This is a genomic window from Myxococcus xanthus, from assembly GCF_013116825.1.
GTDB classification, from domain to species: Bacteria; Myxococcota; Myxococcia; order Myxococcales; family Myxococcaceae; genus Myxococcus; species Myxococcus xanthus_B.
The window spans coordinates 36,481-58,439 of the sequence record NZ_JABFNS010000045.1; the positions used below are offsets into that span (position 1 = coordinate 36,481).

Annotated in this window: 21 protein-coding genes; 6 read left to right on the forward strand and 15 right to left on the reverse strand. The window is 69.4% G+C overall.

The window, feature by feature from the left end; translation table 11 throughout:
• Positions 1–181: 181 nt before the first annotated feature.
• The 3 genes from HNV26_RS15450 (at position 182) to HNV26_RS15460 (ending at position 3,087) form a co-directional block, all read left to right on the forward strand.
• Positions 182–1,414 (forward strand): molybdopterin molybdotransferase MoeA, encoded by a 1,233-nt coding sequence (locus tag HNV26_RS15450; RefSeq protein ID WP_171441996.1) that lies wholly within the window; start codon positions 182–184, stop codon positions 1,412–1,414.
• A 115-nt stretch (positions 1,415–1,529) separates the two neighbouring features.
• The gene (gene ribA, locus HNV26_RS15455) at positions 1,530–2,204 is read left to right on the forward strand and encodes a GTP cyclohydrolase II (protein ID WP_171441997.1); all 675 of its coding nucleotides are present in this window, start codon (positions 1,530–1,532) and stop codon (positions 2,202–2,204) included.
• A 49-nt stretch (positions 2,205–2,253) separates the two neighbouring features.
• A complete protein-coding gene (locus HNV26_RS15460; RefSeq protein WP_171441998.1) occupies positions 2,254–3,087 on the forward strand; it encodes an MBL fold metallo-hydrolase in 834 nt (277 codons plus the stop codon).
• Here HNV26_RS15460 and lipB read toward each other — a convergent pair.
• From lipB to lpdA, 5 genes are all read right to left on the reverse strand, one after another.
• Positions 3,077–4,150 carry a lipoyl(octanoyl) transferase LipB gene (gene lipB, locus HNV26_RS15465; RefSeq protein ID WP_171441999.1) on the reverse strand — a complete coding sequence of 358 codons (1,074 nt, stop codon included), beginning with the start codon at positions 4,148–4,150 and terminating at the stop codon, positions 3,077–3,079. The two genes, HNV26_RS15460 and lipB, sit on opposite strands and share 11 nt — an antisense overlap.
• Positions 4,147–5,823, reverse strand: coding sequence for a ClpX C4-type zinc finger protein (locus HNV26_RS15470; RefSeq protein WP_253816617.1), 1,677 nt, complete (start codon positions 5,821–5,823; stop codon positions 4,147–4,149). The genes lipB and HNV26_RS15470 overlap by 4 nt, the downstream gene beginning before the upstream one ends.
• Positions 5,824–5,960: 137 nt before the next feature.
• On the reverse strand, positions 5,961–7,214 hold the full coding sequence (locus HNV26_RS15475) for a dihydrolipoamide acetyltransferase family protein (protein WP_171442001.1): 1,254 nt from the start codon (positions 7,212–7,214) through the stop codon (positions 5,961–5,963).
• A 60-nt stretch (positions 7,215–7,274) separates the two neighbouring features.
• Positions 7,275–8,204, reverse strand: coding sequence for a lipoyl synthase (gene lipA, locus HNV26_RS15480; RefSeq protein ID WP_171442002.1), 930 nt, complete (start codon positions 8,202–8,204; stop codon positions 7,275–7,277).
• A 232-nt stretch (positions 8,205–8,436) separates the two neighbouring features.
• Positions 8,437–9,834, reverse strand: coding sequence for a dihydrolipoyl dehydrogenase (gene lpdA, locus HNV26_RS15485; RefSeq protein ID WP_171442003.1), 1,398 nt, complete (start codon positions 9,832–9,834; stop codon positions 8,437–8,439).
• 113 nt (positions 9,835–9,947) lie between these two features.
• Here lpdA and HNV26_RS15490 point away from each other — a divergent pair, with 113 nt between their 5' ends.
• Positions 9,948–11,051, forward strand: a complete 1,104-nt coding sequence (locus HNV26_RS15490) for a hypothetical protein (protein ID WP_253816619.1) — start codon at positions 9,948–9,950, stop codon at positions 11,049–11,051.
• An 18-nt stretch (positions 11,052–11,069) separates the two neighbouring features.
• Here HNV26_RS15490 and HNV26_RS15495 read toward each other — a convergent pair whose 3' ends face one another.
• The 10 genes from HNV26_RS15495 to hisG all read right to left on the reverse strand — a co-directional run bounded on the left by HNV26_RS15495 (position 11,070) and on the right by hisG (position 18,972).
• On the reverse strand, positions 11,070–11,519 hold the full coding sequence (locus tag HNV26_RS15495) for a DofB protein (RefSeq protein WP_171442005.1): 450 nt from the start codon (positions 11,517–11,519) through the stop codon (positions 11,070–11,072).
• Between the two features lie 267 nt (positions 11,520–11,786).
• Entirely contained in the window at positions 11,787–12,395 is a 609-nt protein-coding gene (gene hisIE, locus HNV26_RS15500; RefSeq protein ID WP_171442006.1) for a bifunctional phosphoribosyl-AMP cyclohydrolase/phosphoribosyl-ATP diphosphatase HisIE, read from the reverse strand.
• Positions 12,395–13,174 (reverse strand): histidinol-phosphatase, encoded by a 780-nt coding sequence (gene hisN, locus HNV26_RS15505; protein ID WP_171442007.1) that lies wholly within the window; start codon positions 13,172–13,174, stop codon positions 12,395–12,397. The genes hisIE and hisN overlap by 1 nt, the downstream gene beginning before the upstream one ends.
• Positions 13,171–13,932 (reverse strand): imidazole glycerol phosphate synthase subunit HisF, encoded by a 762-nt coding sequence (gene hisF, locus HNV26_RS15510; protein WP_171442008.1) that lies wholly within the window; start codon positions 13,930–13,932, stop codon positions 13,171–13,173. The genes hisN and hisF overlap by 4 nt, the downstream gene beginning before the upstream one ends.
• Entirely contained in the window at positions 13,932–14,468 is a 537-nt protein-coding gene (locus HNV26_RS15515) for an imidazoleglycerol-phosphate dehydratase (RefSeq protein ID WP_140863635.1), read from the reverse strand. Before HNV26_RS15515 ends, hisF begins: the two co-directional genes overlap by 1 nt.
• Positions 14,465–15,181: a 1-(5-phosphoribosyl)-5-[(5-phosphoribosylamino)methylideneamino]imidazole-4-carboxamide isomerase gene (locus HNV26_RS15520; RefSeq protein WP_171442009.1), complete on the reverse strand. Its 717-nt coding sequence runs from the start codon at positions 15,179–15,181 to the stop codon at positions 14,465–14,467. The genes HNV26_RS15515 and HNV26_RS15520 overlap by 4 nt, the downstream gene beginning before the upstream one ends.
• Positions 15,178–15,771, reverse strand: a complete 594-nt coding sequence (hisH, locus tag HNV26_RS15525; RefSeq protein WP_171442010.1) for an imidazole glycerol phosphate synthase subunit HisH — start codon at positions 15,769–15,771, stop codon at positions 15,178–15,180. The genes HNV26_RS15520 and hisH overlap by 4 nt, the downstream gene beginning before the upstream one ends.
• Positions 15,768–16,805 (reverse strand): pyridoxal phosphate-dependent aminotransferase, encoded by a 1,038-nt coding sequence (locus HNV26_RS15530; RefSeq protein WP_171442011.1) that lies wholly within the window; start codon positions 16,803–16,805, stop codon positions 15,768–15,770. Before HNV26_RS15530 ends, hisH begins: the two co-directional genes overlap by 4 nt.
• Positions 16,802–18,115 carry a histidinol dehydrogenase gene (gene hisD / locus HNV26_RS15535; RefSeq protein ID WP_171442012.1) on the reverse strand — a complete coding sequence of 438 codons (1,314 nt, stop codon included), beginning with the start codon at positions 18,113–18,115 and terminating at the stop codon, positions 16,802–16,804. The genes HNV26_RS15530 and hisD overlap by 4 nt, the downstream gene beginning before the upstream one ends.
• Positions 18,112–18,972: an ATP phosphoribosyltransferase gene (gene hisG / locus HNV26_RS15540; protein WP_171442013.1), complete on the reverse strand. Its 861-nt coding sequence runs from the start codon at positions 18,970–18,972 to the stop codon at positions 18,112–18,114. The genes hisD and hisG overlap by 4 nt, the downstream gene beginning before the upstream one ends.
• A gap of 300 nt (positions 18,973–19,272) precedes the next feature.
• Here hisG and thiO point away from each other — a divergent pair, with 300 nt between their 5' ends.
• Positions 19,273–20,391 (forward strand): glycine oxidase ThiO, encoded by a 1,119-nt coding sequence (gene thiO / locus HNV26_RS15545; protein WP_171442014.1) that lies wholly within the window; start codon positions 19,273–19,275, stop codon positions 20,389–20,391.
• Positions 20,392–20,635: 244 nt separating this feature from the next.
• Positions 20,636–21,871, forward strand: a complete 1,236-nt coding sequence (locus HNV26_RS15550) for an HD-GYP domain-containing protein (protein WP_171442015.1) — start codon at positions 20,636–20,638, stop codon at positions 21,869–21,871.
• Positions 21,872–21,959 lie beyond the last annotated feature (88 nt).

The following is a 21,959-nucleotide window of genomic DNA, read 5'->3' on the forward strand; positions in this document are numbered from 1 at the left end:
TGAGAGTTCCCGTGTCCTTTCAACGGGTTGGCGGACCTGCCCAGAAGGCAGGCAAGCCTCGCGACCACTGTTGCTTGTAACGATGATCAGGTAGGCTGTCAAACTAACACTTGATTATCTCACGGACTTTGTTTGTGACCGGGTCCGAGCCACAAAGCCACGGCATGGCTATAAGCCGGGCATGAACGACTCCGCCACATTGCTGCCGGAAGAAGAAGCCCGGTCGCGGATCCTGGCCCTGTGCGCGCCCCTGCCCTCGGAGTGGTTGCCCCTGGATGACGCGTTGGGACGCGCGCTCGCCGAGGATGTGACGGCGCAGCGGACACTCCCTCCCTGGGACAACTCGGCCATGGATGGCTTCGCGGTGCGCAGCGCGGACCTGGCGGGCCCCCTGCCCGTCCGACTCATCGTCGGAGAGACCATCTACGCCGGCGCGGTGGGCCACCAGGCGCTGGCCTCCGGGGTATGCGCCCGCATCATGACGGGCGCGCCCCTCCCCGCGGGTGCGGACGCGGTGGTGATGCGGGAGCGGACTCGGCCCGTGGTCCAGAGCGGCGCGGAACAGGTCGACGTGCTCGAGGCGGTGGCCCCGGGCCAGTTCGTGCGGCCCAGGGGCGAGGACGCCCGGGAGGGGCAGTTGTTGCTGACACGCCGCACGCCGCTGGGCATCCCCGAGCTGGGCCTCCTCTGGGCCCAGGGCCGCCAAGCCGTGCCAGTGTCGCGCGCACCGCGCGTGGCCATCCTCTCCACGGGAGACGAACTGTGCCACGCGGACGAGCCGCCCAATGGCCGCATCGTGGACACCAATGCTCCGTCACTGGCGCTGGCGGTCCGCCGCGCGGGCGGAATTCCCACGCGGCTGGGCATTGCTCGGGATACGCGCGACGCCGTGCTGGCCGCGCTTTCCCGGCTGGACGGCTTCGACGTGGTGCTCACCAGCGCGGGGGTGTCCGTGGGCGAGCGCGACTACGTGAAGGAAGTGCTGGCCGAGCTGGGCGTGGAGCAGCACTTCTGGCGCGTCGCGATCAAGCCGGGAAAGCCGCTGGTGGTGGGCCGTCGCGGCGCCACGCTGTTCTTTGGACTTCCGGGTAACCCCACCTCCTCCCTGGTGACGTTCGAGCTCTTCGTGCGCCCTGCCCTCCGCAAGCTGCTGGGGCATGCGCAGGTGGGACCTGGACGTGTGGCTGGGCGCCTGGAAGGCAAGCTCACCAAGCCCCCGGGCCTGGCGCATTTCGTCCGCGTCACGGCTGCTTGGAGAGAAGGCAACCTGTGGGCTCGTCCGCTGGCGACACAAACGTCTGGTGCCCTGCGTTCTGCGGCGGCGGCCACCCATCTGCTGCATTTCCCTCGGGAAGCCAGCAGTTTGACGGAGGGGGACGCGGTAGAACTGCTTCCGCTCTCATGGGTGGCCTGAGGAACGAAGGACGCCGTGGAGCATCCTCTGGGGGTTCGTGCTCGAAAGCACGAGCCGCCTTGACTTGAGAACCTGAGGACTCCAAACAGGGGCCCGCATCTGGAGAGGACTCAACATGTCGGACACACGCTCACCTCAGGTCCTTCCGACCCGTAAGCACACGCAACACCTGGAGCGGTTCTCGGAGGCGGACATCCCGACCGAGCGCGGCTCGCTGCGGACCATCGTGTTCCGGGACAAGCGCAACGGGCGGGAGCATGTCGCGCTCGTGGTGGGACAGGTTTCAGGGCACGAAGGCGTGCCGGTGCGCATCCACTCCGAGTGCCTCACGAGCGAGGTCTTCGGCAGCCTGAAGTGCGACTGCCGCGAGCAACTGGACCGCTCGCTCGACTTCGTCACTCAGGCGGGACAGGGCGTCGTGCTGTACCTGCGGCAGGAGGGGCGCGGCATCGGCCTGGGGAACAAGATCAAGGCCTACGCCCTGCAGTCCAAGGGCCTGGACACCTACGAAGCCAACCGGCAGCTGGGTTTCGCGGACGACCTGCGCACCTACGACATCGCGGCGGAGATGCTGCGGAGCCTGGATGTTCGCTCGGTGGACCTGATGACCAACAACCCGCTGAAGATCGCGGGCATGGTCGAAGAGGGCATTCCCGTCCGGCGTCGAATCCCTTCCCGGACCGAGCACAATCCGCATAACGTCGACTACCTGAGGACGAAGCGCGAGCGTACGGGGCACCTGATTGAGCTCTTCGCCGAGGACGACGACACGGAAGCCAAGACAGGCTGAGAAGCCCCCCACGAGGCGACGGAACTCCGTCGCGCGCAACCAGGTCCGCGTGCCCTTCGAGGTGCGCTTCTGGGGTGTGCGCGGCTCCATTCCTTCGCCGGGCGCGCACACGAAGCGCTATGGCGGAAACACGCCCTGCGTGGAGGTCCGCTGCGGGGACGAGCTGCTCATCTTCGACCTGGGCACCGGCGCGCGCGCGCTGGGGCACGCGCTGGTGGCAAAGAAGAAGCCCGTGAAGGGCTCCATCTTCATCTCGCACTACCACTACGACCACCTGCAGGGCCTGCCCTTCTTCGGGCCCATGTACCTGCCCACGAGCGACCTGACTGTCTATGGCCCCGCGCGGCACGGGCAGTCGGTGAAGCAGCTCCTCAGCGGGCAGATGGCGCCGCCGTACTTCCCGGTGACGGCGGACGGCGTGTTCCGGGCGCAGCTCACGTACACGGACCTGGCCGCCACGCAGACGCTGCAGTTGGGCCCGGCGACGGTTCACACCATCGAGCTGAACCACCCGGGCGGCAACATGGGCTACCGCGTCGAGTGCCAGGGGCGCTCGGTGGTGTACGCCACCGACCTGGAGCACGGCAGCGACATGGACGCGGCCTTCTACGCCTTCGCCCAGGACGCGGACGTCCTCATCTACGACGCCATGTACACCGAGGACGAGTACCACGGCCGCACCGGGCCGGCTCGCACCGGCTGGGGTCACTCCACCTGGCAGGCCGCGGTGCATGCGGCGGACGAGGCCGGGGTGAAGAAGCTGGTGCTCTTCCACCACGACCCGTCACGAGATGACGCGGGAATGGACCGGCTGCTGCGTCAGGTGCGCAAGCACCGCCCCGACGCCATCGCCGCGCGCGAGTCCCTGGTCATCAAGCTGTAGCGCGCTTCACCGTCTCCCGCAGGCCCTGGAAAGGGAGCCGCTCCAGGGCCGTAGGGACGTCCACCCACTCGAAGGCGTCGTGCTCCGCACCCAGGCGCACGTCTGTGTCCGGCGGCACGTGGACGGCGAAGCCGTTCTCCTCCACCAGTTGCGGTGGCAGCGCCTCTCCCAGGGCGAAGGCGTGGCGGTAGTCCAGGTCCACCAGCGGCACGCGGAGGCCCGTCTCCTCCTCCAGTTCCCGCGCCGCGGCCTGCGCTGGCGACTCCCCCGCTTCGAGCCTCCCGGTGAGGACCTGCCAGAAGCCGCCCCGCTCCGGGCGACGGCGCACGAGCAGCACCCGTGCTTCGGGACCACGGCCCTTCACCACCGCGATGCTCACCGTCCGCATCGGCGGCGGCGCGTCCACGCGCTCGCTGGCGAACACGGTGCAGAAGCTGCTGGCGATGGCCTCTTCCACCGCCCCCATGGGGAGCGCGCGGCCCAACTCCCGCTGCATGGACGTGACACCTGCTTCTCGGATGCCACACGGGACGATGAGCTGGAAGTGGTCCAGGTTCGTGTTCACGTTGAGCGCGAAGCCGTGCGTGGTGAGCCAACGCGACAGGTGCACGCCAATCGCTGCGATCTTCCTCGCGTCCGGAGCACCTTCCGCGCCAATCCAGACACCAGGCCACTTGGGGATGGGGCCCGCGGTGATGCCCCACTGGGCCAGCACCTGCATGACGGAGCGCTCCACGTCGCGCACGTAACGGCGCACGTCGCGTCGGTCCTCCGGCAGCAGGAAGATGGGGTAGCCCACCAGTTGGCCGGGGCCGTGGTAGGTGACGTCGCCGCCACGGTTGGTCTCGAAGACCACCGCGCCCTCCTTCGCCAACTGCGCGTCGCTGGCGACGATGTTCTCGCGCTTCGCGGCGCGGCCCAGGGTGAGGATGGGCGGGTGCTCCAAGAGGAGCAACGCATCGCCGGAGAGCCCCTGGCGGCGTGACTCGCTGAAGAGGTGCATGAGCGCGAGCCCGTCCTCGTACTCCACTCGGCCCAGGCGGTAGACGGTGATGGTGTTCATGACGTTCGCTTCTTTCGAGCCTTCCGCGTGGGCGACGGCTTCACGGTGGGCGCCATGGTCCACGTTCCCGTGGGCACCCGGTTGAGGAGGGCATGCAGCTCATGGCCCGCGCGCGGCGAGCGGCTGGCCTCCTGCGCCAGCGCCATGAGCACTTCCTCCGAGACGGAGACCGCGGGCTCTCGCGAAGCCAGGCGCTGGCGGGCAATCTCCACGAATTCAGACGGCGTGGGCACCTGGAGCGGCAGGAGCACCTGCACGTGCTCCAGGATGTCCGTGGGCACGGCTCCGCGCACGGCCTGAGCCAGCGCGGCGGTGGTGGACACGGAAACACTGAATGCGTCTCCGCGCAGGCTCAGGCCCCGAGCCTCCGTGCGCATGCCCCTCGCGCTCAGCAGGACGACGGGACGGATGTCCCGGGCCAGGAAGGCCCGCAGGGTCGCGTGTGACGCCGCGTCCAGGCGGTCCACGTCCTCCACCAGCAGCAGCGCGCGAGAAGAAGTCGTCACGTCCAGGTCCGCGACGGGGGTGATGACGCCCACGGCCTCTCGCTGGAGTTGCTGGAACCAGAGGCTCTTGCCACTGCCTTCGGGCCCGATGACCAATAGGGTCCGCGCGTGGGCCTCGAGCGACTGCGTCAGCAGCGCCTGCGTCACGCCCTGCCCCACGAGCCCCAAGACAGGTGACACGGGCCGTTGCGGCCGCGCCACCGTGGGCGGAGGCACCAACGTGACGTCTCCCAGCAGCGATTGCGACTCGAGCAGGCAGCTCTTGCAGATGAACGCGCCCGCAGGCCCCGCGACCAGGTCCCCCGTGTCAGTGCGCGGACGGCAACAGAAGGAGCACCATGCATCGAGCGCGGCATCCGCACGCGTAGGGCCGCGCTCGATGATCCGAGCCTCTCTGCGACGCCGAAGCCGCGCATCCGTGAGGATGTCCGCTCCTGCGGGGACTTCCTCTGCCGCACCCGCCGCGCGTGTTGACGCAAGCCGCGTCGTGGACGCCTCGACGCCCAGAAGCTCCTGCTCGCCCACGCCATCCTGGAGCTTGTCCGCTGAGGCGGCCTCCGGTGCGGGCATGGGCGCGGATGGAACGTTCCGTCCAGGCCCCCCCGTGCTCCAACCCGGCATGGACGCCACACCGCCCTGCCCATCCACGGTCGCATCCGGTGGCGATGTGGAATCCTCCGCCCCTGCGACCGCTCCCGCGATGCGCGCAATCTGCACTTCGAGCCGCTGCAGATCCTCCGCGACCTCCGTCTCGATGACCCAGGCCTGGGCGGCGTCGCGAGGCGCGTCGTCACCAGCGTGCAGGGCCGCCTCACGCAGCGCATCCTCGATGAGTCGCTGCCGGTGGACGACGTCCGGCAACAACTCCGACGCCAGGGAATGCACCACCCCGGACGCAGGCAATGCCTCTTCGTCGTCAACGTCTGTCCCGGGCCGCGCGAGCAGAGGCTCCGGCATCCACTCCAGTCGGTTCACCGCATCCGCGATGTCCGCGCGGCTGCCGTCCAACCGCTGCGCATGGCGAAGCAGCTGCAACGCGCGGGACGAATGACCCGCCTGACGGTACAGCTCCGCCGCTTTCTGCAGGCACTCCACCGCACGGGCCACGTCTCCCTGTGTCTCGGCGGACTGCGCGGCGCGGATCAGCTCGCGAGGGTTCTCGGCCATACGGGGAGAGCCTAACCGGCTCGAGGCACCCGCGCGCGGCCCTCGAACACGGCCCCCAGCACCAGGCGCTTCCCAGCCCGGCTCCAGGGCCCCCACGCCCCTCGCATCAGGGGCGTGGACCTGCCACGGCGCTCACCTCACGCCATGGCCAGGAACAGCAGGTCCGGCTTCTCCAGGTACTTGATGATCTCGTACGTGAAATCCGCCGCCACCGAGCCGTCGATGACGCGGTGGTCGCACGACAGCGACAGGTTCATCATGTCGCGCACGACGACCTGGTCCCCCACCACCGCGGGGCGCTTCTTCAGGCGGTGCACGCCCAGGATGCCCACTTCAGGGTGGTTGATGATGGGCGTGGCGAACAGGCCGCCGCTCTGCCCCAGCGAGCTGATGGTGAAGGTGCCACCCGTCAGCTCCTCCATCTTCAGCTTGCGGTCGCGCGCGGCGGCGCCCAGGCGGGCCGTCTCACGCGCCAGCTCGGCCAGCGTCAGCCGGTCCGCGTTCTTCACCACCGCCACGGTGAGGCCGTCCGGCGTCGCCGCCGCCATGCCGATGTTGTACTCGCCGCGGACCACCAGCTCCTGCGACGCCTCGTCGAAGTTCGCGTTCAGGTGCGGGAACTTCTTCAGCGCCGCCACCGTCGCCTTGATGATGAACGGCAGGTAGTTGAGCTTGGTGCTCTCACCGGCCGCCGCCAGTTGCGCGTTCAGCCGCGCGCGCAGGGCCACCAGCTCCGTGGCGTCCACTTCCTCGACGAAGGCGAAGTGCGGCGCCGTGAACTTCGACCGCACCATCTTCTCCGCGATCTTCTTGCGCAGACCCCGAAGCGGAACGCGCTCGTCCGCCGCGCCCGAGCTGACGGCAGGAGCCGCGGGACGCGCCTTCTGCTCGACCGGAGCCGCGACGACGTTCTTCTCGCCACCCTCCAGCGCCGCCACCACGTCCGCCTTCGTCACGCGGCCCTGCGGCCCCGTGCCGGCAATCGCCGCCAGGTCCAGCCCGTGCTCGCGCGCCATCCGCCGCGTCACCGGCGTGGCCAGCACCTTGGACGCCGAGGCAGGCGCGCCACCGACATGGCCACCCGCCACGGGCGCCGCTGCCGCCGGCGCGCTGGCCTCGGCATGACCACCGGCCTGCGCCGGCGCAGCGCCCTCCACCTCCAGGGTGACGAGGAGCTGGTGCACCTTCGCCATGTCGCCTTCATTGCCGTGCGTCTTCACGACACGGCCCGCCTTGGGAGCGGGTACGGTGACGGTGGCCTTGTCCGTCATCACCTCGGCGAGCACCTGGTCTTCCTTGACGGAATCCCCCGCCTTCACGTGCCACTTCACCAGCTCACCCTCCATCACGCCTTCACCAAGGTCGGGGAGCTTGAATTCGAAGATCGCCATGGGGTCGTCTTTCCGGGAAGCAGGGGTGTTGGGTCAAGCCATGAATCGGAGCGTCAAAGCTCAGCCGAGCCGCTCGAGCCGCTCGCGCTCCATCAGGCCCTTCATGAAGAACTCAGCGGCCCGGTAGCTGGACCGCACCAGCGGACCAGAGGCCACGTAGAGGAAGCCGTAGGACTCGGCCAGCGTCTTGTACGCCTCGAACTGCGCGGGCGACACGAAGCGCTCCACGCGCAGGTGGTACTGCGACGGCTGCAGGTACTGGCCCAGCGTCAGCACGTCCACGCCCACGTCGCGCAGGTCCTTGAACGTCTGCTCCAGCTCCGCGTCCGTCTCCCCCAGGCCCACCATGACGGATGTCTTGGTGTACAGGCCCTCGGGGCGGTTCTTGAGGTACTCCAGCACGCGCAGGGACTGGTCGTACTTCGCGCGCCGGTCACGGACCGTCGGCGTGAGTCGCTCCACCGTCTCCACGTTGTGCGCCACGACGTGGGGCTTGGCCTCCGCCACGGTGGTCAGGTCCTTCTCCACGCCCTTGAAGTCCGGGATGAGCACTTCGACGATGGTGCGCGGGCTCTCCCGGCGCAGCTCGCGGATGGCGGAAGCGAAGTGGCTGGCGCCGCCGTCCGGCCGGTCATCCCGGTTCACGGACGTGACGACGATGTACTCCAGGTCCATCTCCTTCACCGCCTGGGCCAGATGGATGGGCTCCATCGGATCCAACGGAGGAGGCGCGCCGACCTTCACGTGGCAGAAGCGGCACGCGCGCGTGCACACCTCGCCCATCAGCATCACCGTGGCGGTGCCACCGCCCCAGCACTCGGCGATGTTCGGGCAGCGGGCCTCTTCGCACACCGTGGCCAGCTTGGTGCGCTTCACGATGGCTTTGACCCGCTCGTAGCCTTCACCGTGCGGGAGCCGCACCTTCAGCCACTCCGGCTTGCGGGTGGTCTCAGTCACCTGGGGCAGAGGGAACCGGTCGGGAGTCGCCATGGATCGCGGGCCTTCTATGGGTTGGACGGAGGACGTTCAAGCGGAAGCCACTGACGCGAGGCGTCAGCATCCACCAGTCGTCCGCCAGTTGTCGCCTCTCTACTAATGCCCCCGGTTCCTGGGGACAGGCCCAGAGCACCCGTGAGGGCGGCCAGGCAGGGGGCCGGAAATACGAGAGGCCGTCCGCGGCACACCGGGACGGCCTCTGGGACTGCAAGCGAGGCGCCGCCGCCTAGAAGTGGCGCGGGTGGCCCAGCGTGGCCTCGGCACCCTCGTGCACGATTTCCGAGAGCGTCGGGTGCGCGTGGATGGTGTTGGCCAGCTCCTCGGTGGTGATCTCCAGCTTCAGCGCGACACACGCCTCGGCCAGCAGCTCCGTCGCGTGAGGCCCGATGAGGTGCACGCCGAGGACCTCGTCGTACTTCCGGTCCGACACGATCTTGATCATGCCGGTGGCCTCGTTGGAGATGGCGGCCTTCGTCACGGCGCCCATCGGAGCGATGCCCACCTTCACGTCGTAGCCGCGCTCCTTGGCCTTCTTCTCCGTCAGGCCCACCGAGGCGACCTCGGGGTAGCAGTACGTGGCAGACGGCGTCAGGTCGTAGTTGATGGGCTGCGGGTTCTTCCCGGCGATGTGCTCCACCGCCACCACGCACTCCGCGCTGGCCATGTGCGCCAGCATCGGCGTGGGGATGATGTCACCCACGGCGTAGACGTTCGGCTCCGAGGTGCGCAGCATCGAGTCGACCTTGATGTAGCCGCGCTCGGCCTGGATGTTCGTCTTGTCGAGACCCACGTCCTCGGTGACCGGCGAGCGGCCCACCGCCGACAGGAGGATTTCCGCCTCCAGCGTCTTGGTCTCGTTGCCCACCTTCATGGTGACGCGCACGCCGTCCGCCGTGTGCTCCACCTTCTCCACCGCGGAGCCGGTGTGCACGTCGATGCCGCGGCGCTTGAAGACCTTCTCCAGCTCCTTGGAGATGTCCGCGTCCTCGATGGGGAGCAGCGCGGGCATGTACTCCACGATGGAGGTCTTGCTGCCCACGTGGTTGAACACGGAGGCGAACTCGCAGCCCACCGCGCCGGCGCCCAGCACGATGATGCTCTTGGGGACGCGGTCGATCTGCAGGATGGAGTCGCTGTTCAGCACCCGCTTGTGGTCCACGGGGACGTTGGGCAGAGACTTGGGCACCGAGCCCGTGGCGAGGATGATGTTCTTCGCCTCCAGGATCTTCTTGGAGCCGTCCTCGGCGGTGACCTCCACCTTGCCCTTGCCGGCGATGCGGCCGTGGCCCTTCACCACCGTCACCTTGTTCTTCTTCATCAAGAAGTCGATGCCGTTGGCACCCTTGGTGACAATCTTGTCCTTGTGCTTCATCGCGTTGGGCCAGTTGATGGCCGGGCTGCTCACATCAACGCCGAAGTCAGCCGCCTCGCGGACGTGGTGGAACAGCTCCGCGGTCCACAGCAGGGACTTGGTCGGGATGCAGCCGCGGTGGAGGCAGGTGCCGCCCAGCCGCTTGTCCTTCTCGATGATGGCCGTCTTCAGGCCCAGCTGACCCGCGCGAATGGCGCCCACGTAGCCGCCGGGGCCCGAACCGATGATCACCACGTCGAACGTCTCAGCCACGCACGCCTCCGTAATTATTGCGGATGGAACCCGGTGGGGCTGATAACCCCCGGTCCCGGTTGGAATCAAGGAGTTTGCTCGTGCGCCGTTTCCCGCTCCGAACCCTCCTCTTGATGTTGGTAGCACTCATCGCCTTTGGACGCCTGTGGTGTGTGACGCACCAGGAGAAAGCGCCCGGTCCTCGGCCCGGGAGCATGGCCCAGGCGGGTGACGCCCTTGACGGGGCCCCCGTCCCCTCCTCCGCCCCTGAGTGCCGTACGCTGGAACGGGCCCTTGAAAGCGCCCTCCGCACGCCCCAGGACACCCGGGTCCTGGACGAAGCGCGCCAGCAGCTCGACGCATGCCGTCAACCGCCCGTTCGCGCCTGCGCGCTGGGCGTGGCCCTGGATGCCCGGTCGCCCTTATCCGAGGGAGAAGCCACACCGCTGCGTGGCCTGCTGGCCAGCCTGTGTGAGCACTGCCCGCCGGCCGCCAATTCGTGCGCCCGGGCCGTGGGGCAGGCCCTGCTGAGTGCCGCGGTGGGGCCGAATGCCGACGTCGCGAGCGCGAAGTGGAACCTGGAGCATGCGGGGCCAGGCCTGGGAGGGGCTTGTGCCTCGCTCGTCCAGTTGGGGCTCGCACCCGCGGCCCAGTCAGACCTCACGGTACGGCCCCCGGTGCTCGCGCTCGTCGGGGAGCTCGCGCCCCGCTGCTCGCAGGCAGGCTTCCTGGATGACGCGCTGCTGCGCGCCGCCGCTGTGAACCTCGTGTCGCCCACGCCCGCGCTGGTCGCCCTGGCCGCGGTGCCCATTCCTCCCGAGACGAGCGCCGTGAAGCCGGACCGGATTGAAGGCACCGAGCCCGGCTTCCAGGCGTTCGACCGGGACGAGAACACCGGGGTCCCGGTCGGCAAGGCGCTCAAGAGTCAGCGATGGGAGGCGGACGGCGCGCTGCGTGCGAGCTACGCGCCCACGCTGAAGCAGTTCGTATCAGTGAGGGTCCGCGCCACGGGCCCGGGAACGGTGCGCGCCATCGTCCGGACGCCGCAGGGCGTGGGCTTGAAGGACCCGGAGAAGGACTTCGCCTTCGTCAACCCCACCGTGTGCCGTTTCACCGGCACGGGTCAGTGGGAGCAGTGCCCGCTCCAGGTGCCGCTGCGCGACGTGGACGCCGTGAGCGTCTTCCCCGAGCGCGCGGACACCGAACTGAAGGAGCTGGAGGTCCACGGCGCCCGCTGAAGGCGCCGCCGACCGACATCAGAAGACGAGGCCGCGCTCCTTGGCCAGTGTGAAGAGTGGCGCGGCGTCCTTCTTCAGCACCGCGCTCACGTCCTTGACGATGGAGTCACCCGACTTCGCGACCGACAGGAAGTTGTCGAAGGTGCGCGTGAGGATGAGCACGCCGGAGATGATGACGCGCTGAAGGTTGTGCTGCAGGTCCGTGCCTTCATAGATGAGCCACGCCTGCTCCACGCAGGTGCGGCGGGCGTCCATGAGGAACTGGTTGAGGACGGTGCGCTCGTTCGCGTCGGGCACCTTCGACTTCGAGCTCACCGAACCCACGTAGATGAGGTTCGTGTTGAGCCGCGCCGCAGCTTCCTGCATCTGCGCCAGCACCAGCGTCACGTCCTCCTTGGTCGGAGGATTCTCCCAGCGGGAGAAGATGACTCGGTCGATGATCTCCGCTTTGTAGGTAGGGCCGTTCACGATGCCTCCGGTGAGGCGAGCGCCTGACCGGCACCCGCCCGGCTTGCCACGCTGCCGTGCGGTCGGATCTGTAGCAGGAACACTCCATTCGTTGAAGTGCACGACACCTGAACCAGCATTCATTGGGCCCGACACCGCGCTCCAGCCCTGCAGCGGAAACGGACAAATCCACTCGGACCGACACGGACACTCAGGGAAAACACGTATACGCCCGCGTCATCTCCAGGATTCACCGGATCTTGTCGTGCAGCGGACATGCGCGGCGCATCAACGCGAAGCGCGCCTGGCGAGGACTGCCTTCACGTCGTCGAGCGAGAGGCCCAGGGGCCGGACCGCGACGAGCACGTGGTAGAGCACGTCCGCCGCTTCCTCGGCGGCGCGTGACGGGTCCACGTCCGCGCACGCCGTCACCAACTCCGCGGCCTCCTCGCCCAGCTTCTTCAAGCGCAGGTTGCGGTCCTGCAGCAAGCGGCGCGTGTAGCTCGGAGGTGCATCATCGGGCCGCTCCGCTGGTGCGGCGCGCCGAGCGAGCGTGTCATCCAGCGCGCTCAGCGCATCCCAATGGCCCGGGCCGAAGCAGGTCTCCGTCCCCAGGTGACACGCGGGGCCCGCCTTCTTCACGCGCGCGAGCACCGCGTCACCGTCACAGTCGGCGCGGAGCGCCACCACGCGCTGGACGTTTCCACTGGTGGCGCCCTTGTGCCACAGGCCGCGCGTGCGCGACCGGTAGTGCATCTCCCCCGTGGCCAGCGTGCGCTCCAGGGCTTCCCGGTCCGCATGCGCCACCATCAACACGTCACCGGTGCTCGCGTCCTGCGTGACGACCGTCACCAGCCCGTTGCCCTTCGCGAAGTCGAGCGCGTCCAGGTCGAGCATCAGCGTGTCTCCACGGCGCCGAGCCGCTCCCGCACCACGCGCGCCATGGCCGCGTTGGTGGCGATTCCATTTCCGCCGAACGCGGTCCGCCGCCCCGTCCAGTCGGTGAACACACCGCCGGCCTCCTCGATGATGGGCTGCAAGGCCGCTCCATCCCAGGGGGACAGCAGCTCATCCACCATGACCTCCGCGCGCCCGGTGGCGACCAACAGGTAGCCGTAGCAATCCCCCCAGGTGCGGTCCACGGCCGCATCCCGCGCGAGCGAGCGCCAGGCAGCCCCGCGCGCCGGATACACCGTGAAGCGCTCATCCGTGGACAGCACCACGGCCTGGGACAGCTCCGCCTGCGTGGACACGGCCGCGCGCTGGTCGTTCCAGAAGCAGCCCTGCCCCGGCGCCGCCACCAGCAACTCACCCACCGCGGGGAAGTACGCGGCCCCCACGAGGATGCGCTCCCCCTCCGCCAGCGCCACCAACGTGCCCCACAGGGGGACACCTCGGATGAACGTCTTCGTCCCGTCAATGGGATCCAGAATCCACCGGCGCTTCGCGCCCGGACGCGTCTCGCCGAACTCCTCGCCCAGGATGCCGTCCTGGGGGAAGCGCGCGTCCAGCCACTCGCGCGCACGGGACTCCGCCGTGCGGTCCGCCACCGTCACCGGAGAGCCGTCCGACTTCGTGTCCACCGCGATGCCACCGCGGAAGAACCCCAACGCCGCGTCACCTGCCATCCGCGCCACCTCGGCGGCGGCCTGCATCAGATTTCCCGAGTCCGTCATGCCAGGCTCCGAATGTGAAGGCCGCCCTCGCGGAGCAGCGCCTTGATGGCGCCCACGGTGGTGAGGCCGTCGTGAAGGATGCCCGCGACCAAGGCCGCATCAGCGCCTCCCTCCTGGAACGCGTCCCGGACGTGCGCCGCGCTGCCCGCGCCGCCCGAGGCGATGACGGGCACATCGACCGCCTCCGACACGGCCCGCGTCAACGCCAGGTCGTAGCCCGTCCGCGCGCCATCCCGGTCGATGCTGGTGAGGAGCACTTCCCCTGCCCCGCGCGCCACACACTCACGCGCCCAGGCCACCGCGTCCAGGTCCGTGGGCCTCCTGCCGCCGTGGGTGTAGACGCGCCAGCGGTCTCCGTCTCGCTTCGCGTCGATGCTGGCCACCACGCACTGCGCACCGAAGCGCTCCGCGCATGCGGTGAGCAGCGCCGGGTTGGCCACCGCCGCGGAGTTGATGCTCACCTTGTCCGCGCCCGCTCGCAGCGCCCGGCCCACGTCATCGACCGTGCGCACTCCGCCGCCGACAGCCAGGGGAATGAAGAGCTGCTCGGCGGTGCGCCGCACCAGCTCCCACAAGGTGTCCCGCTCCTCGGCGCTGGCGGAGATGTCGAGGAACGTCAGCTCATCCGCCCCCTCCGCTTCGTAGCGCCGGGCCAGCTCCACCGGGTCACCCACGTCGCGAAGTCCCTCGAACTGGACGCCCTTCACCACGCGTCCGCCCTTCACGTCCAGACAGACGACGAGCCGCCGCGTGAGCATCACTTCACCTCCAGGGACACGGAGCCCTTCATGCTGAACACCGAGCCGGAGTCCACCATGGCATCCCGCAGCGCCAGCCCCAGCGCCTTGAAGGACGCCTCCGTCGCGTGGTGGCTGTCCTTTCCGCGCAGCACCCGCAGGTGCAGCGTCACCCGGGCGTGCTCGCTGAACGAGCGCATCCAGTGCTCGTAGAGCCGGTTCTTCAACGGGCCCTGGTAATAGAAGCGCCCCCCTGCATCCAGACAGGCCTGAACCAGCGCGTCGTCCATGGGAATGGTGCGCTCGGCGAAACGCGCGGCCGTGGCGGGAATCACCTGCTGCACCGCCGTGCCCAGCGTGATGGCCACGTCCTCCATCACATGGTGCGTGAGGTCCCCCCGCGCATGCAGCGAGAGGTCCAGCCCCGCGTAGCGCGCGAAGGTGGCCAGCATGTGGTCGAAGAACTTCAACCCCGTGTCCACGTTCGTGACGCCCGTGCCCGGCGACAGCTCCACCCGGACCTGCGTCTCCTTCGTCTCTCGAATGACAGTGGTCATCCCGCGAACTCCCGAGCGACTGCGCTCGCATCCAGCCTTCCGGTGTACAGCGCCATGCCAATGACGGCCCCGTATGCGCCCGCCGCCGCGAGGGCCCGCAGGTCCTCCATCGACGTCACGCCCCCCGACGCGTACAGGCGGTGCCGGCTGGTGCTCGCCACCTCCCGCATCAACGGCAGATCCACTCCCGACAACTGCCCCTCCTTATGGACCGCCGTCACGAGCAGGCCCCCCAGCGGCAAGGGCTCGAAGGCCGCCAGCATCTCCCGGATGTCGCGATGGCTTCCCTCCGTCCAGCCTCGCGTCACCACCTCGCGCCCCTTCACGTCCGCGGCCACCACCACGCGGCCGGGGAAGCGGTTCGCGATGTCCGCCAGCCAGCCGGCGTCTTCGATGGCGCGAGTTCCCACCACCACGAACTCGGCTCCGCCCGACAGGACGGTCTCCACCCGGTCGGAATCGCGCACGCCGCCGCCCACGGAGAAGGTGAGCCCTCGCTCGTGGGCGGTCAGCCGGAAGATGGCGTCCGCGTTGGAGCCCTTGGCCAGCGCCGCGTCCAGGTCCACGACATGGAACGCGCGGAAGCCGTGACGGCGCCACTGCTTCAATGCCTCCAGCGGGTCCTCCACCCGGACCTTCTCCGCCGCGTACGAGCCGCCCACGAGCTGGACACACGCGCCCTCGCGCAGGTCGATGGCAGGAATCGCAATCACGGCGCCACCTCCCGCAGGAAGGCCTGCACGAAGCGCACGCCCGCCGTGGAGGACTTCTCCGGGTGGAACTGCACACCCACCACCCTTCCCCTGCGCACCGCCGCCGGGAAGCGGTCCGCCTCGTGCGTCGTCCACCCCATCACCACCGAAGCATCCGCGGCGCGGCAGACGAAGCTGTGCGCGTAGTACACGGTGTCCAGCCGCGCCCCCGCCAGCGTGCGTTCGTCCTCGACCTGGTTCCAACCAATCTCGGGCACTCGCTTCGCCGCCAGCCGTGTCACCCGGCCCGCGAAGTAACCCAGGCCGGCGCCGGCGCCTTCGTCACTGCCGTCGAAGAGCAACTGCATGCCCAGGCAGATGCCCAGGCACGGCAGGCCCTGCTCCAGTGCCGCGCGCATGGCTTCACGCCCCGGCGCGAGCCGCGCCACCGCCGCACCGAATGCGCCCACCCCCGGCAGCACCAGCACGTCAGTGTCCAGCGCACGCAAGGGGTCCTCCTGGGCGCGCACCTCAGCGCCCGGCACCGTGGCCAGCGCCTTGGCCAGCGAGTGGAGGTTGCCCGCGCCGTAATCGAACAAGGTGACTCTCATCGCAACGCCTCCCGCAGCGCCGCCAGCGCCGTCTCCATCAAGGGCCAGGGCCCCACACCGATTCGGAGCGCGTCGCCCACGCCCGTCAGCGCCTGGAACGCCCGCACATTCACGTCCCGCTCACGCATCCGCTCCGCGACCGCCAGCGCGCCCGGAAGCGGCACCATCAGGAAGTTGGCTTCCGAGGGCAGAGGCGTCAGCCCCGACGACACCAACTCGCCGCGCAGCCGCTCGCGACAGGCGACGGCTTCCTCCGCACGGGCTCGCACCCAGTCCGCGTCACCATTCAGCACCGAGACGGCCACGGCCTCCGCGACACTGGTGAGCTTGTAGGGCCCGCGAGCCTTCTCGACCTCCGCCACCAGTTCGGGCGCTCCGACGCCCCACCCGACTCTCAGCCCCGCCAACCCGAAGGCCTTGGAGAAGGTGCGCGTCACCAGGACATTCGACCGCCGTCGCGCCAGGTCGAGGAAGTCCTTCCCTGGCGCGAAGTCCGCATACGCCTCATCGATAATGACGATGCCCGGTGCGTCCTCGGCAACCCGCTCCACCGCCGCCCGCGACAGCGCGGTGCCCGTGGGGTTGTTGGGCGAACACAGGTAGATGACCTTCGCCCCCGTGCCGAGCAGTGCGTCCGCATCCACGTCGAAGTCCGGCTTCAACGGTATCGGCACGCCCTCGAGCCCGTTCATCTTGGCGAACAGCGGCACCATGACGAAGGTCGGGTCCTGATAGGCCAGCGTGTCCCCGGGCTCCAAGAAGGCGCGGAGCGCCGAGTCGATGACGTCATCCGAGCCACAGCCCGTCGTTATCTCCTCGGGCGCCGCTCCAATGGACGCAGCCAGCACCCGGCGCAGGTCCGGGGCATAACCCTTCGGATAACGCGGTACGCGGGACACAGTGGTGGCAAGAACCCGCTCCACGGAGGGCGGAACGCCAAAGAGGTTGGTGTTGTCACTCAGGTCCACCCGGCACGGCCGATTCGGCGGCGCATACAGCGGAATGTCCCGGTACGAAGCCCGCCTGGGAATCATGGCCGCCCCCAGGCGCGCGCGGCGTCCGCGTGCGCGAAGAGACCTTCACCGTCGGCCAGCCGCCCCACGTCCTCCGCCAGAGACGCCGCCGCCGTGGGCGCGACGCGCTGGTAGGTGGTCCACCGGTAGAAGTCGAGCAGGTTGAGTCCCGAGTACGCCCGCGCCAGCCCCGCCGTGGGCAGCACGTGGTTGGAGCCGGTCATGTAATCGCCGTAAGCCACCGACGAGCGCTCACCCAGGAAGACGGTGCCCGCGTTGCGCACCCGTCCCAAGTCCTCCCGCGGCGACGCGGTGGCGATGAGCAGATGCTCCGGAGCGAAGTCCGCCACGAAGGGCCAGGCTTCCTCCAGGGACGCCACCGTCAGCACCGCGCCGCGAGAGCCCAGGGCCGACGTGACGATCTCCCACCGCTTCGCGCGCTCCGCCTGCCGCTCCACCTCCGCGGCGATGGCGTCCGCCAGCGTGTCGCCCAGCGCCAGCGTGACACATGCCGCCTCTGGGTCATGCTCCGCCTGGGCCAGCATCTCCCGCGCCACCGCGGCCGGGCTCGCCGTGGCGTCGGCCACGACCAGGATTTCACTGGGGCCCGCGGGTGCTTCAATCGCCACCGCGCCCACCACCTGCAACTTGGCCTCGGCCACATAGGCGTTGCCCGGCCCCACGATGCGGTCCACGCGCGGCACGCTCTCCGTGCCATAGGCCATGGCCGCCACCGCGCCCGCGCCGCCCAGCGAGAAGACGCGGTCCGCGCCCGCCAGGGACGCCGCCGCCAGCACGCTGGGGTGTGGCAGTCCATCGGGCCCCGGCGGCGAGCACACGATGACCTCGCCCACGCCCGCCACCTTCGCGGGCACCACGCCCATCAGCACGCTGCTGGGGTACACCGCGCGGCCTCCCGGTGCATACACGCCCACGCGGCCCAGCGGATCCGGCCGCCGGCCCACGAGGACGCCGGGCTCGGTTTCGACCTCCACCCATTGCGGCTTCTGCGGCGCATGCGCCAGGGCGATGTTGCGGGCCGCGCGGGCCAGCGCGTCCCTGACGGACGGCTCCAATCCGGCGAGCGCCGCGGCACAGACCTCTCGCGGAACCTCCAACGCTGTCAGCTCCACGCGGTCGAACTGCCGCGCGAGATCGAAGAGCGCCTGGTCTCCTTCCGCTCGCACGCGGGCGATGAGCTCCCGCACGCGCAGCGCGACGCGGGCATCGGATCCAGTCGCGCGGTCCAGCAGACGGCGGAAGTCCTCCCGAGCCAGAGCGGACAGGGGACCGCGGTACCTCAGGGTCGACGAAGCAAGGGAGGCCGTCACGCCATCAACCTTTCAATGCGGGTGACGAGGATGCCCTCGCAGCCCAATGCCTTCAGCGCGTTGATGGTGCGGTAGATGGTCTTCGCCGGCACCACCGCGTGCACGGCCACGAAGTCACCGCCGTCCAGCACGTCCACCACGGTGGGACCATTGAGGCCCGGGAGGACTTCGCGCACCCGGATGAGCGAGTCCTTCGGCACGTTGGCCATCAGGTAGCGCTTGTCGCGCGCCGCCAACACCGAGCCCAGCGCCTGCTTCAGCTCGTCCAGCTTCTGCTGGGTGTCCACCGGATTGCCCTTGCACGCCACCAGCCGCGCGCTGGACTCCAGCACCGTGGCCACCTCGCGCAGGCCATTCATCTTCAGCGTGGAGCCGGTGGACGTCAGGTCCACGACGATGTCCGCGATGCCCAGGTGGGGCGCAATCTCCGCCGCGCCCGACACCGGAACCACCGCCACCCGCTGCCCGCGCCTGGCGAAGAACTCCTGCGTCAGCCGGGGGAAGCAGGACGCGACCCGCATGCCCTCCTTCACGTCCTCCGGCGAGGCGAAGCCGCCCTCCTCCCGCGCCGCCACCACCAGGCGACACCTGCCGAACTCCAGGTCCATCAGCAGGTCCAGCTCACGTCCGGACTCACACACCAGGTCCCAACCGGTGACACCCGCATGCGCGGCGCCGTCCGCCACGAACTCCGGGATGTCCTGGGCGCGGACGAAGATGGCCTCGAACTCTCCGCCCAATGACGCGGTGAGCGCGCGCTCGCCCCGGGCCCGCACCTCCAGGCCCGCGTCATTGAACAACTCCCGTACTTCGTCCGAGAGGCGGCCTTTGTTGGGCAGAGCAATCTTCAGCAGCATGGGGGACCTTCGAGACTGCGAGGAGACAACGACGCGGAAACGAAAAAAGGCCCGTCCTGGGGGACGGGCCTTCGGTCGCTGCGGCAGGTGCCGAGGTGGGTGGTGCGTCTAGCGTCTCACCCAGGCATGCGCATGGCGAACGGTCCCGTCGGGGCCGAGCCGATGATGCGCATGGTGATGGTGAAGGGACGCGAAGAGCATCGCAGCATGAGTAACGACAAAGCGCCCCGCCGTCAACCGGCCCCCGGGAGAGCCCGCGCAACGCTTGCAAACACCCGCGCGGGCGAGCAGGAAGCGCCCATGCAAGTCGCGGACGTCATCATCGTGGGTGGGGGCATCATGGGCTGCGGCATCGCGCTGCGGCTGCGGCAGGCCGGAGTGCGCGTCGTCGTGCTGGAGCGCTCCATTCCAGGCGCGGAGGCCTCCAGCGCGGCGGCGGGGATGCTCGCGCCCCAGATGGAGTCCGACGGTCCGGGCGCCTTCCTGGAATTGTGCCTGCGCAGCCGCGGCCTCTATCCCGCCTTCGCCGCCGAGTTGCGCGAGCTGTCCGGCGTGGACGTGGCCTACCGGCCCTGCGGCATCCTCAAGGTCGCCTTCAGCGAGGCCAGCCTCCACCACCTGGACGCCACGGTGGCGTGGCAGCGTGGCATGGGCCTCCGGGCCGAGCTGCTCGACGGCGCCGCGGCCCGCGCCCTGGAGCCCCGCCTGTCCGCGAAGGCCGTGGGCGCGGCGCACTTCCCGGATGACCATCAATTGGACAACCGGCTCCTGGTGCGCGCCCTGACGATGGCCGCCGCCCGGCTGGGCGCGGAGTTCCGCAGCGGCTACGTGCGCGGCGTGGTGCAGGAGGGAGGCCGCGCGGTCGGCGTGGACCTGGACGGCGAGCTGCTGCGCGCTGACGCGGTGGTGCTGGCCGCGGGCTCCTGGTCCGCCCTGGTCCACGGCGCCGGCGTGGAGGCCCGGGCGGTGCGGCCCGCGCGCGGGCAGATGGTTCAATTCCAGACACGCCTGCCCCTGCTGGACCGCATCGTCACGTCCGAGAAGGGCTACCTGGTCCCGCGCGCGGACGGCCGGGTCATCGCTGGCAGCACCATGGAGCTGGTGGGCTTCGACAAGCAGGTGACCGCGGCGGGGCTGGCGCGCATCCTCGACATGGCCCTGGAGCTGTGCCCGGAGTTGGGCTCGGCGCCCGTCACGGAGACGTGGGCGGGCTTCCGACCGTGGACCGAGGACAAGCGGCCCTACCTGGGCGAAGGCCCGGTGCCCGGGCTCTTCCTGGCCACGGGCCACTTCCGCAACGGCATCCTCCTGGCCCCCATCACCGCCAAGCTCGTCGCGCAGGCCGTGCTGGGTGAGCAGCCCGCCGTGGACCTGACCCCCTTCCGGTACGACCGCTCGCTCGCCCAGCCCCGCACCTGACGCAACCCGACGTCAAGGGTGAGGTGCCGTCCCTGCCTCCCCAGGTGTAGGGGCGCTGGCGGGCGGGCGGTCCCGCCGCCGGATTCAGAGGGGCGGACAGGACGCGGAGCCTGCCTGCCCCACCCACCGCCAGGGGTCGTCCCCTCGCCAGGCCCCCTATTCGATCAGCCGTGAACCCTGATCCGATGGTAAATTCCCGTACGCGTTGGCCAATGAATCCCGGAAACCTCTAGAATCGCTCGCTGTGGAAGCCATCCCCCCTGCCCCACCCCGAATCCTCATCGTCGACGATGACGACTCCGTACGAGACGTCATCTCTGTCCTGCTACGTGAGGAAGGCTACAACTGTGTCGTCGCCAACGGGGCCGAGATGGCCCTGGACCTGGCGGGCGAGGAGGAGACGCCGCTCGTCATCAGTGACATGAAGATGCCGGGCAAGGACGGCCTCTGGCTCCTGGAGAACCTCCGCGAGCGGCTCCCCGACACCTCCGTCATCATGCTCACGGGCTACGGTGACACCGAGTCGGCCGTGGACTGCCTGCGCCGCGGCGCGGTGGACTACCTGCTCAAGCCACCCAAGCTCACGGACCTCATCCGGGCCATCGAGCGGGCGCTGGCCAAGCGCCGCATCGAGATGGCCCGCAAGCGCTACCAGAAGAAGCTGGAGCGCAAGGTCCGGGACAGGACGGCCGAGCTGCGCAGCGCCCTGCGTGACATCGCCAACACGTACCAGAACACGCTGCTGGCCCTGGTGGCCGCCCTGGACGCGCGCGAGCACGAGACGAGCGACCACTCCCAGCGCGTGGTCAGCTACACGTCCGCCATCGCGCAGCGCATGGGCATCCAGGGCAAGGAGCTGGAGGAGATCGGACGCGGCGCGCTGCTGCACGACATCGGGAAGATTGGCGTGCCGGACGCGGTGCTGCTCAAGCCGGGCAAGCTCACCCCGGACGAGTGGCTGGAGATGCGCAAGCACCCGGACATCGGCTTCCAGATGATCCAGGCCATTCCGTTCCTGGACACGCCCGCCTCCATCGTCCTTTCGCACCAGGAGCGCTGGGACGGCGCCGGCTATCCGCGCAACCTCCAGCGGCACGAAATCCACATTGGCGCGCGCATCTTCGCCGTGGCGGACACGCTGGACGCGATGACGAGCGACCGGCCCTACCGCAAGGGCACGACGTTCACCAACGCCATCCAGGAGATCAAACGCTGCGCCAACACGCAGTTCGATCCGGAGGTCGTGCGGGCGTTCCTCGACATTGGCGAGGAGGGGCTGATCCGCATCAAGCAGGAGATGGCGACGAAGAAGCTCCAGCTCCCGCAGGCCGAGCAGGACGCCCATGACGCCGAGGCGGAGCTGGCCCGGCTCACGGATCTGGACGACGACGTGGACGCCGCAGTGCCGGGCCACTCCGCCGGTGACGAGGACGAGCCCAAGTCCGCCGTCGTTCGTTCGGCAGCTGGCAACAAGGGGTGAGCCTGGCTGGAAGAGATGACCGCATGGAGGGGGCGGCTGTTATGAGGACAGGTCCGCCGTGACGACGCCTGCCCCCCAGCCCCCGCCC

Coding starts and splice junctions, on each gene's coding strand:
- HNV26_RS15490 (WP_253816619.1), top strand. CDS start 9,948: ATGTTGGTAGCACTCATCGCCTTTGGACGCCTGTGGTGTGTGACGCAC.
- lipA (WP_171442002.1), bottom strand. CDS start 8,204: ATGGCGACTCCCGACCGGTTCCCTCTGCCCCAGGTGACTGAGACCACC.
- HNV26_RS15470 (WP_253816617.1), bottom strand. CDS start 5,823: ATGGCCGAGAACCCTCGCGAGCTGATCCGCGCCGCGCAGTCCGCCGAG.
- hisN (WP_171442007.1), bottom strand. CDS start 13,174: ATGACGGACTCGGGAAATCTGATGCAGGCCGCCGCCGAGGTGGCGCGG.
- hisIE (WP_171442006.1), bottom strand. CDS start 12,395: ATGCTCGACCTGGACGCGCTCGACTTCGCGAAGGGCAACGGGCTGGTG.
- lipB (WP_171441999.1), bottom strand. CDS start 4,150: ATGAACACCATCACCGTCTACCGCCTGGGCCGAGTGGAGTACGAGGAC.
- hisH (WP_171442010.1), bottom strand. CDS start 15,771: ATGAGAGTCACCTTGTTCGATTACGGCGCGGGCAACCTCCACTCGCTG.
- hisF (WP_171442008.1), bottom strand. CDS start 13,932: ATGCTCACGCGGCGGCTCGTCGTCTGTCTGGACGTGAAGGGCGGACGC.
- HNV26_RS15475 (WP_171442001.1), bottom strand. CDS start 7,214: ATGGCGATCTTCGAATTCAAGCTCCCCGACCTTGGTGAAGGCGTGATG.
- hisG (WP_171442013.1), bottom strand. CDS start 18,972: ATGCTGCTGAAGATTGCTCTGCCCAACAAAGGCCGCCTCTCGGACGAA.
- ribA (WP_171441997.1), top strand. CDS start 1,530: ATGTCGGACACACGCTCACCTCAGGTCCTTCCGACCCGTAAGCACACG.
- HNV26_RS15450 (WP_171441996.1), top strand. CDS start 182: ATGAACGACTCCGCCACATTGCTGCCGGAAGAAGAAGCCCGGTCGCGG.
- thiO (WP_171442014.1), top strand. CDS start 19,273: ATGCAAGTCGCGGACGTCATCATCGTGGGTGGGGGCATCATGGGCTGC.
- HNV26_RS15530 (WP_171442011.1), bottom strand. CDS start 16,805: ATGATTCCCAGGCGGGCTTCGTACCGGGACATTCCGCTGTATGCGCCG.
- HNV26_RS15515 (WP_140863635.1), bottom strand. CDS start 14,468: ATGACCACTGTCATTCGAGAGACGAAGGAGACGCAGGTCCGGGTGGAG.